Raw genomic sequence first — 18,776 nt, forward strand, 5'->3', positions numbered from 1 at the left:
TAGAGGTTTGCGCCGTACTGGATCAAACTCGCAGTATAAATTACGGGGCCAGCGATGCGGCCCCGAAGCGGTTTTACTGCATCGCAGCGCGAACGCGCAGTAAATCTTCTGGCGTATCAACACCCACGCTGGGAATGGCTTTAGCCACATCTACGTGAATCTTTTCGCCGTACCAAAGTACACGCAGCTGTTCCAGCAGTTCAATCTGTTCCAGCGGACTGGCTTCCCAGCGAACATAGCGGCGGATAAATCCAGCCCGATAAGCGTAAATGCCAATATGACGCAGGAAGTGATCGCCGATTGCATCACGGGAAATCGCAAAGCGCTCACGATCCCATGGAATGGTTGCGCGTGAGAAATAGAGCGCATAGCCATTGGCATCACGTACCACTTTAACCGCATTCGGATTGAAGGCTTCCTCAGCGGATTCAACCGGTACTGCCAGCGTCGCCATACCGGCACTGCTGTTGGCAAGATTTTCAGCAACCTGGCGAATGATCACCGGAGGAATCATCGGCTCATCGCCCTGAACATTAACAATCACCGTATCATCCGGAAATTGATAATGGTCGATCACTTCAGCCAGGCGCTCAGTGCCAGACTGATGATCAGGACGGGTCATACAGACCTCGCCACCAGCCGCTTCAACCGCACGCGCCACTTCCTGATTATCCGTGGCAACAATCACGCGATCGGCACCAGATTCCAGCGCACGTTCCATTACGTGCACCACCATCGGTTTACCGTGAATATCGACCAGTGGTTTGCCCGGCAGGCGAGTGGATGCAAAGCGGGCAGGAATAATGGCAACAAAACTCATGGGTGGCTCTCTTCAAGCGTCAGCGCACGTGCTTCAACTTCCAGCAACACGGGAATACCTTCACGCACCGGATAGGCCAGCCCATCAGGTTTGCAGATCAGTTCCTGCTGGTCTTTGTTGTAATACAGCTTGCCATGACATACCGGACAAGCCACGATTTCGAGTAGACGGTGATCCATAAATCCTCCGTAATGGACCCAATTGCAGTAGGGAAAGAATATCACAACTGCTGCCAAGGTCGTTACCCTGCACAAGGGTAAAACATCAGCTGATAGCTATATTTCCCAGCGTAAGGGCCAGGTTCCCTCCATTGCTGGCGGTAGCCTGTTGACCTCGACAGTTTCAGCTCCCTGCCAGCGGGCAAATCGCGTCAAAGCCCGTTGGACATCGTCCAGAAACTGCTGGCTGACACGCGTTTTTGGTTCCAGCCAGAGCTGCCGGATTTCCAGCACTTTGGCCTTACGCAACATACGTGCATCCAGTCGCCCTTTTAACGCACCGCGATGCAAAATCGGTAACACAAAGTAGCCATAGCGTCGTTTGGCTTCCGGGGTGTAGCACTCCAGCCGATAGTCAAAATCAAACAGTTCCAGCGCCCGTTTACGATCCCACACCAGCGGGTCAAATGGCGACAAAATTGCCGTATGCGTGGCAGCCTGCGGTGCTGCAAGCTGCGCAAATAAAGTATGGTGGAGATACAGGGTTCCAAGGCTTTCTACCTGCACTTCGCGAATCAGCCCCTGTTCCAGCCAGCCTGCAATAGCCTGAGTGACGGGTGCACGCTTCAGACGGTAATAATCCGCCAGCCAGCCAGAGCGAAAAATCCCCAGACTCCTTGCGCTGTTATCCAGCATACGCTGTACCGCATCCGTTTCGTTCAATGCGTGCTGTGCATCATCCCAGTCGGGCATTATTCGCTGACGCAGGTCATAAACACGCTGAAAGTTACGGCGTTCGCTGACCATCAACTCACCGGCGGTAAACAGATTTTCCAGATGACGCTTATGGGGCTTCCATGCCCACCAGCCGGGTTTCTGCCCCTCCGGCGCTGCAAAGTCTGCCGAACGAACCGCACCATTTTCACGAATGTGTTGCAGCAGGTTGGCGATATCCAGCTGGTGCTGATCCATCCATGCCTGGTTGTATTTCCAACCAGATGCTGACGGATTTAGCATCCGGTGGCGCAGCAGCGGGTAATCTTCTGTCGGAATAAAACAGGCTTCATGTGCCCAGTATTCAAATACTTTTTTCTGGGCCAAAGCCTGCTCAAGCCAGCTGACTGGATAATCGCCAAGGCGGCTGAAGAGCACCAGATAAGGACTGCGCGCTACCACGTGGATAGTGTCGATTTGCAAAAGCGACATCCGGCGTATCGTCGCCAGCAGATCGTCAAATCGCGCTGTATGTGAAGGGGGGCGCAGCAAGCCCTGAGCTGCCAGATGCAGCTGGCGCGCCTGAACCAGAGAGAGTGTTACCGCAGTCATGATGCCATCCGTCAAGATCAGATGGCTTCAGTGTAGCGCTTAGTGGAGTATTAAGAGCGAAATTAGCGAGGAATTAATGCACTGATTTTATTCAGCAATGACTCGGATTTATCCTGCGGCAATACCGCATCAACCGGTAAATACCACCAGTTATCAGCAGCAAATGCTCGCGCTTTGACCGCATCTTTCTCCGTCATCAGCAGCGTCTGACCTGGCGAGGTCAGGGCATTGAGAGCCTCAGCGCTGTAGTTCTGATGGTCTGCAAAAGCCACTTCTTTTTGCATCAGCACACCCTGTTGACGCAGCGTGTTGAAAAAACGCGGTGGGTGACCGATACCGGCCATCGCCACCACATTTTGCAATTCTCCGGCAGAACGACGCTCACCTGAAAGCAGATTAACCGCCTGGCCCGGTACTAACTGCATTGGCAGTTCATTTGCCTGCGCACGACCGCCGTTAGTGATCACAGCGGTAACGCTTTTAAGGCGCGCAGCGCGTTCACGCATTGGCCCCGCCGGTAACCACCAGCCGTTACCGAAACGGCGCTCACCATCAACCACTACAATTTCAATATCACGCGCTAACGCATAATGCTGTAAACCATCGTCAGTAATGATGATATCAACACTGCCGCCGTTCACTAAAGCTTCAACCGCCAGGCGGCGCTCTGGAGCCACTGCTACGGCCGCCCCGGTACGCTGAAAAATCAACACCGGTTCGTCGCCTGCTTCACGGGTGGTGGTATCAGTTCCCAGCACCAGCGGATAGTGCTCTGCTTTACCACCATACCCGCGCGAGACTACACCAACACGCAGCCCACGCTGTTGCAGCGCCTGTACCAGCCAAATCACCACCGGCGTCTTGCCGTTACCGCCTGCGGTGAGATTACCCACTATCACTACCGGAACGGGGGCGCGCCACGCTTTACGCCAGCCCCAGCGATAGCTGAGACGCAGCAAGTTGCTAATCAGCCCATATAGCAGGCTGAAAGGCAATAACAGCAGATAAAGCGCAGAGCGGCCGCTCCAGATGCGTTCAATCATTTGCCAAATTGCATCTTATGCAGCTGCGCATAGACGCCACGCTCTGCCAGTAGCATTTCATGGCTGCCGCGCTCAACGATCTGACCATCTTCCACGACAACAATTTCATCAGCCTTCTCAATAGTGGAAAGACGGTGTGCAATCACCAGCGAAGTACGGTTCTTTTGCAACTCGTCCAGTGCTGACTGAATGGCGCGTTCAGACTCGGTATCAAGTGCGGAAGTTGCTTCATCAAGGATCAGGATTGGACTGTCGCGCAGCAAGGCACGTGCGATGGCTATACGCTGGCGCTGGCCCCCTGAGAGCAGCACGCCATTCTCACCGATCATCGTATCCAGGCCATTTTCCATCTTGCTGATAAAGTCCATGGCATGAGCCATTTTAGCCGCCTTCTCAATGTCTTCACGGCTATATTGATCCTGGCGAGCGTAAGCAATATTGTTGGCGATGGTGTCGTTAAACAAATGCACATTCTGTGATACCAACGCTACCTGATTACGCAGCGATGCCAGCGTGTATTCACGCAGGTCATGCCCATCCATCAGGATAGATCCCTGCTGAACGTCGTAAAAACGCGTCAGCAAACTTGCCAGCGTTGACTTACCTGAGCCTGAACGCCCGACCAGCGCCACAGTTTTACCCGCAGGAATAGCGAGGTTGATATTGCGCAGTGCTGGTATATCACGGCCAGGATAAGTAAATGTGACATCACGAAACTCGATATCTCCCTTCGCGCGCTCAACGGTGCGCTTACCGTTATCCACTTCCTGTTCGCTATCGAGAATGGAGAACAGCGTCTGACAGGCCGCCATACCGCGCTGGAACTGAGCATTGACGTTAGTCAGGGATTTGAGCGGGCGCATCAGGGCAATCATTGAAGAGAACACTACGGTGATTGTACCCGCCGTCAGGGTTTCCATCACACTCGGGAAGCTGGCCGCATACAGTACAAAGGCCAGTGCCAGAGAGGCGATAAGCTGAATAATCGGGTCAGAAATTGACGAAGCGGAAACCAGCTTCATTCCCTGCTGGCGCATACGGTTACTGACACGGTTAAAACGCTCGCTTTCGATCTCCTGACCACCAAAGATCAGCACTTCTTTATGACCTTTCAGCATTTGCTCGGCGCTGGTTGTCACCTGCCCCATGGTGTTCTGCATATTTTTGCTGATATTACGGAAACGTTTGGAAACCGTGCGAATAGCGAATGAGACGATAGGCGCCAGAACAATCAGAATCACCGACAGCTGCCAGCTGTAGTAAAACATCATGATAAACAGGCCAATAATAGAGGCCCCTTCGCGCACCACGGTTACCAGCGCGCTGGAAGAGGACGAAGCCACCTGTTCAGAATCATAGGTAATGCGCGACAGCAGCGTACCGGTAGACTGCTGGTCGAAGAAGGCGACGGGCATCCCCATCATATGGGTGAACAAGCGGCGACGCATTCCCATCACCACATTGCCCGAAACCCAGGAAATACAGTAGCTGGAGGCGTAGCTGGTAACACCACGGACTAACATCAGGCCGATTACGGCAAGCGGCATCCACAGCAATACGGAACTGTCCGCCTTACCAAACCCATCATCAAGTAAAGGCTTCAGCAGTGACAGCATCAGTGTATCGCCAGCCGCATTGATAATGAGTGCGACTGCGGCCACAATCAATCCCGTCTTGTATGGCACTATCATTGGCCAGAGTCGACGGAATGTCTGCCAGGTGGAGAGATCTTTATCCAGATGCATTATTTAACCAGCTTTGAATGAAATAGCCGCTTATTCTACCTGGAATCCCTGACTACGCCAAACCACTGATGGTACCAACGGTTCATTATTTGTTCTCTTAACCCCATAAGTTGCCAGTTATCAATAAAAAATCGTGCGCTGATCTGCCCGGAGAGCGCCGTATCACGCCATTCAATATGATTTTTCGCGTAACGCTGAATAATCTGCGCGGCAGGTAAACGCCAGGGGCTGTAGCGAGCGGCAGAGGCCATCGCTGTTTTCGCGGCCACCGCTCGCAGGAAAGGCGGGGACGATGAGGTCTTACTGCCGTGATGTGGCACCTGAAGCAGATCTGCCGCGAGACTGGTGCGCTGTTCAGTCACCAGCTGTAATTCTCCCGCAGTTTCCAAATCCCCCGTCAGCAGCACACGCCATTTCCCATCCGTGACCAGCACAACGCATGACTGATTATTCCCTTCCCTTTTCTCATCTTCGGGGGGCCACAGCGCATGAAATTGTAAACCCTGCCAGCGCCATTGAACGCCTTTACGACAGGGCAAATGCTCCTTGCGATCCAGCGCACTGTGTACCACTGCCGACGGAAATGCCGCCTGCACACTCTCCAGACCACCAATATGGTCAAGGTGAGCATGGCTGATAATAATATTGCTTACCTGTAACCCTTGCCATGCCAGCCAGGGAAGAATATGCGTACGCGCAGCATCGCCACCCGGCCAGCGATGCCCGGTGTCATAGAGCGTGGCCTCACCCTGGCGTGAAATGACCACCGCCAGTCCGTGCCCGACATCCAGCATATCGACGCGCCATTCAGGCTGTTGTCCCGCATTGCGCCAGCTGCATAACAGTAAAGTAACGCTTAGTAAGCTCACCGGTGAGGTACGCCACCAGCCAAAACGCAGGCTGAGTAAAAACAGCCAGCACAGCAGGCTGGCAGCGGCCAGCGTTTGATTTAGCGGTACCCAGCCGCGTGGTAAATGTTGCAGCGGAATAAAGACCAGCGCTAGGGAATGATCAACCCATTCCCATAATATCTGATTGACCCAGGGAATCATGTTGCAAGCCGTGGCGAGCAAAATAAGTGGGACTGTCAGGAGTGATATTAGCGGTACTGCCCATAAATTTGCGGCCAGTGAGCTCAGGCCAAAACCATGAAACAGCAGCGCCTGCACAGGCATCAGTAACACCATCATGCCAAGCTGGAGGTGAAGCAGCCGGAGTAAAAACCAGCGTTTCTGACGTGTAAAACGCAGCGGAAGAGGAAAGAAGTGATACCACATCAGCAAACCCGCTACTGCCAGCGCTGACAGCCACAGGCTATCCGAAAGCACACTGAGCGGATCAAAAAACAGGATAAGTGCAATGCACATGCTCCATACCTGCCAGCCATGACAGTTGATACCTTGCAGGCGGAACAAATTCCAGAGCATTAAAGCCAGCACTGCCCGTATTGCAGGAGGATTGCCGCCAGACAGCCAGCCGTAAACCAGCGCAATCAGCAGGCCGCAAAACAGAGGGAAACGATAGCCGATGGCCCATGCCGGGAAAAAAAACTGAATACCACGGGCCAGTACCCAGCCAAAGCTGGCAGCAAGGGCGATATGCATCCCTGAAATGGCCATCAGATGTGCGGTGCCTGTTTCCCGTAACAGCTGATTAGTTTCATGGCTCACTTCAGCTCTTTCACCAAAAGCAAGTGCGGAAATTAACGCCTGCCAGGGCAGATGCGCGTAGTTTTTTTGCGCTGAACTAATCACCCTGCTGCGCCAGTTACATTGCTCATCAATGGCCTCAGCTGACAGCACCTTACCCATTAGCGGAGTATGGTTAGCAAGGGCGTAACGCTGACGATCAAATCCTCCCTCATTAAGCTGGGCATGCACCGGGCGCAGCGCAAGCCGCATATTCCAGCGCTGGCCGGGACAATAAGCGATATTCTGTTGCCGGATTCTCAGGGTGGCATATACGGGAGGGAATATTATCTGCCCCTGGTAGCGCACTAGTCGGGCTTTGATCCGTTCTCCGTCTGGCAGCACGCTTTTTACAAGGACTTCGCTCTGTACAGGGCCCTGGGTCAGCTGTTCCGTCTGTTTCAGTATGGATTGCGCTGCACTCACCGCTCCGATAAAAATGAGCACTGTTAGTGCCAGTTCTTTAGACAGCGGGACGCGGAAGTATGCCATACCTGACGCCAACAGAAGTACAGGCAGGAGGACAAGTGTCTCTGGCAGCTGGGGCAAAAAATTTAATGGTAAGGTAGCGGCGATTACGCTCCATGCCACTCGGTTGACGGTTAACGACATTTCTCCTCCCTCGGTCAAGTCATGCCAGTCTGTAGCAAGCAGGTTCAGGGATCACGCCAGTCAGGGAGGTTTCAGCAGACGGCTCGCAAACTATCGACGCCATTGCAGTGGCATAAAATAAATTTGCGCAACATCTCGCATGGCAGCAGTTTTCTACAGCCAAAAAAAAACGACACCGGAGTGTCGTTTTATCGATTCATCGCAATACCCTGAGGTATTAGCCGCCGTATATATTAGCGCGATCGCGCAGCTCTTTACCTGGCTTGAAGTGTGGAACGTATTTACCTTCCAACTCCACTTTATCGCCCGTTTTCGGGTTACGGCCAGTACGAGGTGCACGATAGTGTAAAGAGAAGCTGCCAAATCCCCGGATTTCAATGCGTTCTCCATCTGACAACGTTGTTGCCATATGTTCAAGCATCTCTTTTACCGCATCCTCAACGACTTTCGCCGGAATATGAGAGTGCTGGCTGGCAAGTCTTTCAATAAGTTCTGACTTGGTCATATAACCTCCGGTTAATCCTTACTAGGGAAAGTTCTGACACTAACGACGGCACAGGGCAGCTCACGCTGCCCTGAAAGCGATTACTCGCCTTTAGCTGCTTTGAAAGCTTCAGCCATTGCGTTAGAGAAGTTGCCTTCTTCCTGTTTGGTGTTAACAGTGTTGATAGCTTCTTTCTCGTCAGCCTGGTCTTTTGCACGAACAGACAGGCTAACAACGCGGTTCTTACGGTCTACACCGGTGAACTTAGCTTCTACATCGTCGCCAACGTTCAGAACCAGAGTTGCGTCTTCTACGCGATCCAGCGATGCTTCAGAAGCACGCAGGTAGCCTTCAACGCCGTCTGCTAATTCAACTGTAGCACCTTTAGCGTCAACTGCAGTCACTTTACCGTTAACAATTGCACCTTTCTTGTTCAGAGAGATGTAGTTGTTGAACGGATCTTCTGCCAGCTGCTTAACGCCCAGGGAGATACGCTCGCGCTCTGCGTCAACTTGCAGAACCACAGCAGCGATTTCGTCGCCTTTCTTGTATTCACGTACTGCTTCTTCTCCGGTAGCGTTCCAGGAGATGTCAGACAGGTGAACCAGGCCATCGATGCCGCCGTCCAGGCCGATGAAGATACCGAAGTCAGTGATTGACTTGATTTTACCTTCAACACGGTCGCCCTTGTTGTGGGTTTCTGCAAACTGCTGCCATGGGTTAGATTTGCACTGCTTCAGACCCAGGGAGATACGACGACGTTCTTCGTCGATGTCCAGAACCATAACTTCAACAACATCACCAACGTTAACAACTTTAGATGGGTGAATGTTTTTGTTGGTCCAGTCCATTTCAGAAACGTGTACCAGGCCTTCAACGCCTTCTTCGATTTCAACGAAGCAGCCGTAGTCGGTCAGGTTGGTTACACGACCAGTCAGCTTGGTGCCTTCTGGGTAACGTTTCGCGATAGCAACCCATGGATCTTCGCCCAGCTGCTTCAGACCCAGAGAAACACGGGTACGCTCGCGGTCGAATTTCAGTACTTTTACAGTAATTTCGTCGCCAACATTGACGATTTCGCTTGGGTGCTTAACGCGTTTCCAAGCCATGTCAGTGATGTGCAGCAGGCCGTCAACGCCGCCCAGATCAACGAATGCACCGTAGTCAGTGAGGTTCTTAACGATACCTTTAACTTCCATGCCTTCCTGCAGGTTTTCCAGCAGCTGATCGCGCTCTGCGCTGTTTTCGGATTCGATTACCGCACGACGTGAAACAACAACGTTGTTACGTTTCTGATCCAGCTTGATGACTTTGAACTCAAGCTCTTTGCCTTCCAGGTGCAGCGTATCGCGCACCGGACGAACATCTACCAGTGAACCTGGCAGGAACGCACGAATGCCATTCAGCTCAACTGTGAAGCCACCTTTAACTTTGCCGTTGATAACACCGGTAACAGTTTCAGCATCTTCGTAAGCTTTTTCCAGTGTGATCCACGCTTCGTGACGTTTAGCTTTTTCACGAGACAGCAGAGTTTCACCGAAGCCGTCTTCCACTGCATCCAGCGCAACGTCAACTTCGTCGCCTACCTGGATTTCCAGTTCGCCGGCTGCGTTCTTGAACTGCTCTGCAGGGATCGCAGATTCAGATTTCAGACCCGCATCAACCAGGACTACGTCTTTGTCGATAGAGACAACAACGCCACGAACGATGGAACCCGGACGGGTTTCGATTGTTTTTAGGGATTCTTCAAATAGTTCAGCAAAAGATTCAGTCATATTGATAATCTTCAGGATTCTTCAATTTAACGTCCACCTGACATCCTGACGGGTGGGGTTGTTTCACATGCTCCATGACATCCTTATCACAGAGTTAGATAAATCTTTCTGCGAGCCGTAGCTTATGCAGAGGTGATAAAGCGTAGCTGAAATTTACGCCAATGCGAGTTTTTCACGCGCATATTTTAACGCAATTTCAATTACCTGCTCAATCGACATCGTAGTTGAATCAAGCACTAAGGCATCATCAGCTGGCACCAGAGGTGCGATAGAACGATTGCGGTCACGCTCATCACGCTCTTTTATCTCAGATAAAAGGCGCTCAAAGTTAACATTAAAGCCCTTTTCCTGCAACTGTAGCATACGGCGGTTTGCTCGCTCTTCCGAGCTGGCATCAAGGAAAATTTTTACGGGTGCATCAGGGAAAACTACCGTACCCATATCGCGGCCATCGGCAATCAGCCCTGGAAAATCCCTGAAGCCGCGCTGACGACGCAATAAAGCTTCACGAACGCGAGGAAATGCAGCCACTTTAGAGGCGGTGTTACTGACATCCTGAGTGCGAATGGCACCAGAAACATCTTCCCCTTCCAGAATCACTTCCATTTCGCCGTTGTTAGAAACAAAACGCACATCAAGGTGAGCAGCAATCGGCACTAAAGCCTCTTCAGACGCAATATCCACCTGATGGTGAAGAGCCGCAAGAGCCAGAACGCGATAAATTGCACCAGAATCCAACAGGTGCCACTGCAACGCCTCGGCCATCGCTTTACACAATGTACCTTTCCCTGCACCACTTGGGCCATCAATGGTGATCACTGGGGCTATTGCCATCATGTCGTTCTCCTGTCGGTGGAATGCCGGGGCATCAGGTGCCAGGGCAAATATCGACGCGCATTATACTCTTCATGCCTGAAGCTGCAACTGCGTTGGTTGCGCACCGTATTCTGCTGTAAACGGTACGCAACTGTACGAAGTTATCCGTCAGGCCAGCTTACTGATGCGGGCAAGCTGCTCGAAGTAGTCAGGGAAAGTTTTCGCCGTACATTTCGGATCAAGGATAGTCACTGGGGTTGAGGAGAGAGCCACCAGCGAGAAACACATCGCCATACGATGGTCGTTGTATGTACCAATTTCAGCAAACTGAATATTCGCTGGCGGAGTGATACGAATGAAGTCATGGCCCTCTTCCACTTCGGCACCCACTTTACGCAGTTCAATAGCCATAGCTGCAAGGCGGTCAGTTTCTTTTACACGCCAGTTATAGATATTGCGCAGCACGGTTGTGCCTTTAGCGAACAGAGCAGCGGTCGCAATTGTCATCGCGGCATCGGGAATATGATTCATATCCAGGTCGATGGCATTAAGCTCACCACGCGTACAGGCAATAAAATCATCGCCCCATTCTATACTGGCTCCCATTTTTTCCAGCACATCAGCAAAACGGATATCACCCTGCATGCTGTTGCGACCGATACCGGTCACTTTCACGGTTCCACCTTTGATGGCAGCCGCAGCCAGGAAATAAGATGCTGAAGAGGCATCTCCCTCAACCAGGTATTCCCCCGGTGTCTGATACTGTTGTTGACCACGGATACGGAATGCACGGTACTCTTCGTTCTCAACCTTAATGCCAAAAGTCGCCATCAGATTCAGCGTAATATCAATATAGGGTTTTGAAACCAGATCGCCTTTAATCACGATGCGTGTGTCATCGTCAGCCAGAGGAGCGGTCATCAACAGTGCAGTCAGAAACTGACTGGAAACACTGCCGTCTACGGCAACCTCACCACCACGGAAACCGCCTTTCAGGCGCAGGGGGGGATAATCTTCCTGCTCCAGATATTCAACGTCTGCTCCGCCCTGACGCAAAGCGTCAACCAGATGTCCGATTGGGCGCTCTTTCATACGCGGTTCACCGGTAAGCACAATGTCATTGCTACCCAGACACAACGCAGCAGCCAGCGGACGCATTGCTGTTCCGGCGTTGCCAAGGAACAGCTCAAGCGAACCTTCAGCCTGAAGCGCACCGCCCTGTCCTAAAACTTCACATACCGTGCGATCCGCAGACAGTGTGAAATGAACACCCAGAGCCTGCAATGCATTGAGCATATGGCGGACATCATCGCTATCGAGCAGATTAGTCAGGCGGGTGGTGCCTTTTGCCAGTGCGGCCAGCAGCAAAGCACGATTAGATACGCTCTTGGAACCAGGAAGGTTAACGGTGCCGTCGACCAGGGCGATAGGTTGTAACGTCAGGGAATCCTGCATGTGAAACGTATTCTCCAAAATAATTGCAATGAAACCCCGCTGGGCTGCGGGGTTTCAGGTTCAAAACTTATTGCAAATGCTGCCGTACCTTAGCCGTGACGACGTTCGAAGTCGACCATAAAGTCGGTTAGCGTCTTCACTCCCTGCAACGGCATCGCATTGTAAATCGAGGCGCGCATACCGCCGACAACACGATGGCCCTTAAGAGCATGTAAACCGGCAGCAAAGGACTCTTCAAGGAACAGCTTATCCAGTGCTGCATCAGCCAGCTGGAATGGTACGTTCATACGTGAACGGTTAGCCACTGCTACGTCATTGCGGTAGAAGCTGCTGTTATCAATGGTGCTATACAGTAGATCCGCTTTTTCCTGGTTACGTTTATCCAGTTCAGCCACACCACCCTGCTCTTTCAGCCACTTAAATACCAGCCCGGAGAGATACCAGGCAAAGGTTGGCGGCGTATTGAACATGGAATCATTTTCAGCAAGAACTTTATAATCAAGGATAGAAGGCAGTTCTTTACGCGCCTGGCCTAGCAGATCTTCACGAACTACCACCAGCGTTAAACCCGCAGGCCCGATGTTTTTCTGTGCACCGGCATAAATCACACCGTAACGATTTACATCAATAGGAGATGACAGGATCGTTGACGAGAAATCTGCCACTACCACTTTATCGCCAAAGTCCGGGGCTTCCGGAATAGCAATACCGTCAATCGTCTCATTCGGACAGTAATGAACATACGCAGCGTCATCAGAGAGCTTCCACTCACTCATCGGCTTAATGCCGCGCAAGCCATCTACCGTCGTTTTGGCATCGATAACGTTTGGAGTACAGTATTTTTGCGCTTCTTTAACCGCGCTGGCTGCCCAGTATCCACCATCGATATAGTCCGCTGTTGCATGGTTACCCAGCAGGTTCATCGGCACCGCCGCAAACTGAGCACGAGCACCGCCGTGGCAGAACAAAACTTTGTAGTTGGAGGGGATTTTCAGCAGATCACGAAAATCTTTTTCAGCCTCTTCAGCAACCTGGATAAATTCCTTACTACGGTGGCTGATCTCCATGACTGAAGTTCCTAAACCCTGCCAGTTGCAAAGTTCCTGTTCAGCGCGACGAAGCACTTCTACCGGCAACATAGCCGGGCCTGAGCTAAAATTGAAAACCTGACTCATTTCCCCTCACCACTTTTATATCAATCGGTTTTGATTACTTTATCGGTTTTATCATTGCCACCCCGTTGCTGCAATGATTTATCCGGTCACCCTGCAAGTTCATCGAGCTGTGTCGCAACAGCTTGTAGGGATAATGTAATGGCAGACGATATTTTGTGAGGCGTTTTCCCGTTTCAAAAACAGACCGGTTCAATTTTCACTGAAAAATGGGATTCTTGCCATCAATGAAATTACTGATGCCAGATAGCGAATCCGCCGGAAACCCCGTATCATTGCGCGCTTTCCGCACAATCAATAACAAGTGGGCTAAATGACTCAAACTTATATCCCAGGCAAAGATGCCGCGCTGGAAGTATCCATCGCACGCTTTCAGCAAAAGCTACAGGATCTTGGCTTCAATATTGAAGAAGCATCCTGGCTGAACCCGGTTCCAAATGTCTGGTCAGTTCATATTCGCGACCGCGACTGTCCGCTGTGCTTTACTAACGGTAAAGGCGCGAGCAAAAAAGCGGCCCTGGCCTCTGCGCTGGGTGAGTACTTTGAACGCCTGTCCACCAACTATTTCTTTGCCGACTTCTGGCTGGGCGAGAAGATCGCGAACGGCGATTTCGTTCACTATCCTAACGAAAAATGGTTCCCGCTGCCGGATGACGATCAGCTGCCAGAAGGTATCCTTGATGCCCGTCTGCGCAAGTTTTACGATCCCGAAGACGAAGTAAGCGCCAGCGATTTGGTTGATTTGCAATCGGGTAATGCTGCGCGCGGTATCTGCGGCCTGCCATTTACCCGCCAGTCAGATCAGCAAACGGTCTATATCCCGATGAACATCATCGGCAACCTGTATGTCTCAAACGGTATGTCCGCCGGTAACACTGCTAACGAAGCTCGCGTTCAGGGCCTGTCCGAGGTGTTTGAGCGTTATATCAAGAACCGAATCATCGCAGAATCTATCAGCCTGCCGACTATTCCGCAGGAAGTATTAAACCGCTACCCTGGCGTCGTTGAGGCCATTGCCTCGCTGGAAGCAGAAGGTTTCCCTATCTTCTCCTATGATGCCTCTCTGGGCGGCAAGTATCCGGTTATTTGTGTCGTGCTGTTTAATCCAGCCAACGGTACCTGCTTCGCTTCATTTGGTGCCCATCCTGACTTTGGTGTGGCTCTGGAGCGTACCGTCACTGAGTTGTTGCAGGGGCGCGGCCTGAAAGATCTTGATGTCTTCACACCGCCAACCTTCGATGATGAAGAAGTGGCCGAGCACGCTAACCTGGAAACTCACTTTATCGATTCCAGCGGCCTGATCTCATGGGATATGTTCAAGGATGATGCGGATTACCCGTTCGCAGACTGGAGCTTCAAAGGCACCACTGAAGAAGAGTTCGCCACTTTGATGGCTATCTTCAAGTCAGAAGATCAGGAAGTCTACATTGCTGACTATGAGCATCTTGATGTTTATGCCTGCCGTATTATCGTACCAGGCATGTCTGATATCTATCCGGCAGAAGATCTCCTGCTGGCGAATAACAGCATGGGTGCTTATCTGCGAGATACGCTTCTCAGCCTGCCAGAAAGCAGCTGGGAAAAATCAGACTATCTCTCCCTGCTGGAACAGCTGGATGAAGATGGACATGATGACTTTACCCGTGTGCGTGAACTGCTGGGGCTGGCAACAGGAAAAGATAATGGCTGGTACACACTGCGTATTGGCGAGCTGAAAGCGATGCTGGCACTTGCTGCTGGCGATCTGGAGCAGGCGCTAATCTGGACAGAGTGGACAATGGAATTCAACCAGTCCATCTTCAGTGCTGAACGCGCCAACTATTATCGTTGCCTGCAAACACTGCTGCTGTTGAGCCAGGAAGAAGGACGCGATCCGTTGCAGTACCACACGGCGTTTGTACGTATGTATGGTCAGGAAGCGATGGATAAAGCTTCTGCTGCAATCAGTGGTGAAGCACCGTTTTATGGTTTGCAGAGCGTCGACAGCGACCTGAAAGCATTCCCTGCACATCAGGCTTTACTGGCTGCTTACGAAAAACTTCAGGATGCAAAACGCTCAAACTGGAAATAATAAGTTTTTTAAGGCTGATTCAACCTTAAACGTTAAACGAATAAGCCTTTATTATTTTCTCATCCACTAGTAGAACGGTTAGTTAATAAAAGGTAACAGCACAGGCTGTTACCTTTTTTATTGTCACAATTACTCTATATTTGCTGTTGTTTCTTCACTCTCGTATCCCTGCAAAGCCTGTGAGATTCAAATATTTTTTTAATTATTAAAAAAGTTTTATAGCATATAAAACAACAAGATAACTAGTTAAACCATACATAAAACAGGGCCTTAGCGCTCTGATTGCTGACGCTATATGATCCACATCAAATTCTCACCTATACTCCTTTGTTAAACTTCCTTCGCTGACTACTTTTGGGAGAACGTTAGTGAAAGCTGGCAACCCCTTTGATCTACTGTTACCGTCCGAAATGGCAAAAGTTGCCGAAGACGCTGGCGTCTATAAAGCAACGAAACAACCCTTCACTACTTTTTTTCTGGCAATCACCGCTGGGGTTTTTATCTCCATCGCCTTTGCTTTTTATATCACCGCAACGACTGGTACGGCAGCTGTCCCCTGGGGCCTGGCTAAACTGGTTGGTGGTATCTGCTTTTCACTGGGTCTGATGTTAGTTGTTGTGTGCGGTGCTGACCTGTTTACTTCTACCGTTCTTACGGTGGTTGCTAAAGCAAGCGGTCGCATCACATGGGCGCAGCTCGCCCGCAACTGGATTATCGTCTATGTGGGCAACTTTATCGGCGCCATCTTCTTTGTCGCTCTGATATGGTTTGCCGGCCAATATATGGCCGCCAACGGTGCCTGGGGACTGAATGTCCTGCAAACCGCTGACCACAAGATGCACCATACTTTCATCGAAGCAGTTTGCCTTGGCATTCTGGCAAATCTGATGGTCTGTATGGCGGTATGGATGAGTTACTCCGGCCGTAGTCTTCTGGACAAAATGTTTGCCATGGTGTTGCCCGTTGCGATGTTTGTTGCCAGCGGCTTTGAGCACAGCATCGCCAACATGTTCCTTATTCCCATGGGTATTATCATTAAAGAGTTTGCTACCCCTGAGTTCTGGCAAGTTACCGGGGCTAGTGCAGAACAGTTTTCACATCTGACCGTAGGCCATTTTATTACTGATAACCTGATCCCGGTGACAATCGGCAATATTATCGGTGGTGGTTTAATGGTTGGTTTAACCTACTGGGTGATTTATCTACGTGATGGCGACCATCACAACTAACCCATAGACAGATTATTGCAACCGTCGGTGTGATTTCACCCGGCGGGAACGTACAACGAACTTCACGTTATAAGGTAGGTATCAAATGACCGAGCTTAATCAAAAAATGGCGAAAGCCTGGGAAAGCTTTGCACAGGGTGAATGGCAGACCAGCGTTAACGTCCGTGACTTCATTCAGAAAAACTACACACCGTATGAAGGCGACGAAGCGTTCCTGGCCGGTGCCACAGAGGCAACGACTGCTCTGTGGGACAAAGTTATGGAAGGCATCAAACAAGAAAACCGCACTCACGCGCCGGTTGACTTTGATACTGACCTGCCATCTACCATCACTTCACACGATGCAGGCTATATTAATAAAAGCCTGGAAAAAATTGTTGGTTTACAGACTGAAGCCCCACTGAAACGTGCCCTGATTCCTTTCGGCGGCATTAAAATGGTTGAAGGTTCATGCAAAGTGTATGGCCGTGAACTTGACCCATCAGTGAAAAAAATCTTCACCGAATACCGCAAAACTCACAACCAGGGTGTTTTCGATGTCTATACTCCAGACATTCTGCGTTGCCGTAAATCAGGTGTGCTGACTGGTCTGCCAGATGCATATGGTCGTGGTCGTATCATTGGTGACTACCGTCGCGTAGCACTGTACGGCATCGACGCTCTGATGAAAGACAAATTCGCTCAGTTCACTTCGCTTCAGAGCGATATGGAAAATGGCGTTAACCTGGAAGCGACTATTCGCCTGCGCGAAGAGATTGCTGACCAGCATCATGCCCTTCAGCAGATTAAAGAGATGGCAGCGAAATATGGCTGCGATATCTCTGGCCCGGCTACCAGTGCGAAAGAAGCTGTACAGTGGACTTACTTCGGCTACCTGGCTGCGGTGAAATCACAGAACGGTGCTGCCATGTCCTTTGGTCGCGTTTCTACCTTCCTGGATATCTACTTTGAGCGCGACCTGAAAGCAGGCGTAATCACTGAACTGGAAGCACAGGAACTGATCGACCACCTGGTAATGAAACTGCGTATGGTGCGCTTCCTGCGTACCCCTGAGTACGATGAACTGTTCTCAGGTGACCCAATCTGGGCAACAGAATCTCTGGGCGGTATGGGTGTTGACGGACGTACTCTGGTAACTAAAAATACCTTCCGCTTCCTGAATACCCTGTACACCATGGGGCCTTCACCAGAACCAAACATGACTATTCTGTGGTCTGAAAAACTGCCACTGAACTTCAAAAAATACGCGGCTAAAGTTTCCATCGATACATCATCTCTGCAATACGAGAATGATGATCTGATGCGCCCTGACTTTAACAACGATGACTACGCCATCGCCTGCTGTGTTAGCCCGATGATTGTCGGCAAACAGATGCAGTTCTTCGGTGCACGTGCTAACCTGGCAAAAACCATGCTGTATGCAATCAACGGCGGCGTGGATGAAAAAATGAAAATGCAGGTTGGCCCGAAAGAAGCGCCAATGATGGATGAAGTGCTGGACTACGATAAAGTGTTGGCCCGTATGGATCACTTTATGGATTGGCTGGCAAAACAGTATGTGACTGCGCTGAACGTTATCCACTACATGCACGACAAATACAGCTATGAAGCTTCGCTGATGGCGCTGCATGACCGTGATGTTTACCGTACTATGGCTTGTGGTATCGCTGGTCTGTCAGTTGCTGCTGACTCACTGTCTGCCATTAAATATGCCAAAGTATCCACCATTCGTGATGAAGATGGCCTGGCGGTTGACTTCAAAATTGAAGGTGAATATCCGCAGTTTGGTAATAACGACTCACGCGTTGATGACATTGCCTGCGACCTGGTTGAACGTTTCATGAAAAAAATTCAGAAACTGCAAACCTACCGTAATGCGGTGCCAACTCAGTCCGTGCTGACCATTACCTCTAACGTGGTGTATGGTAAGAAAACAGGTAACACTCCGGACGGACGTCGTGCTGGCGCACCATTCGGCCCAGGCGCAAACCCAATGCACGGTCGCGACCAGAAAGGTGCTGTTGCCTCTCTGACCTCCGTTGCTAAACTGCCGTTTGCCTACGCGAAAGATGGTATCTCTTATACCTTCTCCATCGTGCCAAATGCTCTGGGTAAAAACGACGATGTGCGTAAAACCAACCTTGCCGGTCTGATGGATGGTTATTTCCATCACGAAGCCAGCATTGAAGGCGGCCAGCACCTCAACGTTAACGTGATGAACCGTGAAATGCTGCTTGAAGCAATGGAGAACCCGGAAAAATATCCGCAGCTCACCATCCGCGTATCAGGCTATGCAGTTCGCTTCAACTCACTGACTAAAGAGCAGCAGCAGGACGTGATTACACGTACCTTTACACAGTCAATGTAAGACTCGCGCGCTCT

14 protein-coding genes are annotated in these 18,776 nt (G+C 50.9%); 3 read left to right on the forward strand and 11 right to left on the reverse strand.

Annotated elements, in window-relative coordinates:
• Nucleotides 1–73: 73 nt before the first annotated feature.
• The 11 genes from kdsB to serC all read right to left on the reverse strand — a co-directional run bounded on the left by kdsB (nucleotide 74) and on the right by serC (nucleotide 13,097).
• Nucleotides 74–820, reverse strand: coding sequence for a 3-deoxy-manno-octulosonate cytidylyltransferase (gene kdsB / locus GN242_RS13555; RefSeq protein ID WP_154751930.1), 747 nt, complete (start codon nucleotides 818–820; stop codon nucleotides 74–76).
• Entirely contained in the window at nucleotides 817–999 is a 183-nt protein-coding gene (locus GN242_RS13560) for a Trm112 family protein (protein WP_154751931.1), read from the reverse strand. The genes kdsB and GN242_RS13560 overlap by 4 nt, the downstream gene beginning before the upstream one ends.
• Before the next feature lie 96 nt (nucleotides 1,000–1,095).
• Nucleotides 1,096–2,304 (reverse strand): winged helix-turn-helix domain-containing protein, encoded by a 1,209-nt coding sequence (locus tag GN242_RS13565; RefSeq protein ID WP_154751932.1) that lies wholly within the window; start codon nucleotides 2,302–2,304, stop codon nucleotides 1,096–1,098.
• 62 nt (nucleotides 2,305–2,366) lie between these two features.
• A complete protein-coding gene (lpxK, locus tag GN242_RS13570; protein WP_156287658.1) occupies nucleotides 2,367–3,347 on the reverse strand; it encodes a tetraacyldisaccharide 4'-kinase in 981 nt (326 codons plus the stop codon).
• Entirely contained in the window at nucleotides 3,344–5,092 is a 1,749-nt protein-coding gene (gene msbA, locus GN242_RS13575; RefSeq protein WP_154751934.1) for a lipid A ABC transporter ATP-binding protein/permease MsbA, read from the reverse strand. The genes lpxK and msbA overlap by 4 nt, the downstream gene beginning before the upstream one ends.
• Nucleotides 5,093–5,127: 35 nt before the next feature.
• A complete protein-coding gene (locus GN242_RS13580) occupies nucleotides 5,128–7,392 on the reverse strand; it encodes a ComEC family protein (protein ID WP_156287659.1) in 2,265 nt (754 codons plus the stop codon).
• Between the two features lie 217 nt (nucleotides 7,393–7,609).
• Nucleotides 7,610–7,897 carry an integration host factor subunit beta gene (ihfB, locus tag GN242_RS13585; RefSeq protein ID WP_154751936.1) on the reverse strand — a complete coding sequence of 96 codons (288 nt, stop codon included), beginning with the start codon at nucleotides 7,895–7,897 and terminating at the stop codon, nucleotides 7,610–7,612.
• Between the two features lie 80 nt (nucleotides 7,898–7,977).
• Entirely contained in the window at nucleotides 7,978–9,651 is a 1,674-nt protein-coding gene (gene rpsA / locus GN242_RS13590) for a 30S ribosomal protein S1 (RefSeq protein WP_154751937.1), read from the reverse strand.
• 153 nt (nucleotides 9,652–9,804) lie between these two features.
• On the reverse strand, nucleotides 9,805–10,488 hold the full coding sequence (gene cmk / locus GN242_RS13595) for a (d)CMP kinase (protein ID WP_154751938.1): 684 nt from the start codon (nucleotides 10,486–10,488) through the stop codon (nucleotides 9,805–9,807).
• A gap of 147 nt (nucleotides 10,489–10,635) precedes the next feature.
• On the reverse strand, nucleotides 10,636–11,922 hold the full coding sequence (gene aroA, locus GN242_RS13600; protein ID WP_154751939.1) for a 3-phosphoshikimate 1-carboxyvinyltransferase: 1,287 nt from the start codon (nucleotides 11,920–11,922) through the stop codon (nucleotides 10,636–10,638).
• An 89-nt stretch (nucleotides 11,923–12,011) separates the two neighbouring features.
• Nucleotides 12,012–13,097: a 3-phosphoserine/phosphohydroxythreonine transaminase gene (gene serC, locus GN242_RS13605; RefSeq protein ID WP_154751940.1), complete on the reverse strand. Its 1,086-nt coding sequence runs from the start codon at nucleotides 13,095–13,097 to the stop codon at nucleotides 12,012–12,014.
• A gap of 310 nt (nucleotides 13,098–13,407) precedes the next feature.
• On the opposite strand from serC, the gene ycaO reads away from it, so the two are divergent.
• The 3 genes from ycaO (at nucleotide 13,408) to pflB (ending at nucleotide 18,762) form a co-directional block, all read left to right on the forward strand.
• Nucleotides 13,408–15,165, forward strand: coding sequence for a 30S ribosomal protein S12 methylthiotransferase accessory factor YcaO (gene ycaO / locus GN242_RS13610; protein ID WP_156287660.1), 1,758 nt, complete (start codon nucleotides 13,408–13,410; stop codon nucleotides 15,163–15,165).
• Between the two features lie 368 nt (nucleotides 15,166–15,533).
• Nucleotides 15,534–16,394, forward strand: coding sequence for a formate transporter FocA (gene focA / locus GN242_RS13615; RefSeq protein WP_156287661.1), 861 nt, complete (start codon nucleotides 15,534–15,536; stop codon nucleotides 16,392–16,394).
• 85 nt (nucleotides 16,395–16,479) lie between these two features.
• Entirely contained in the window at nucleotides 16,480–18,762 is a 2,283-nt protein-coding gene (gene pflB, locus GN242_RS13620; RefSeq protein WP_154751942.1) for a formate C-acetyltransferase, read from the forward strand.
• Nucleotides 18,763–18,776: the final 14 nt, after the last annotated feature.

Source organism: Erwinia sorbitola, assembly GCF_009738185.1.
GTDB lineage: Bacteria > Pseudomonadota > Gammaproteobacteria > Enterobacterales > Enterobacteriaceae > Erwinia > Erwinia sorbitola.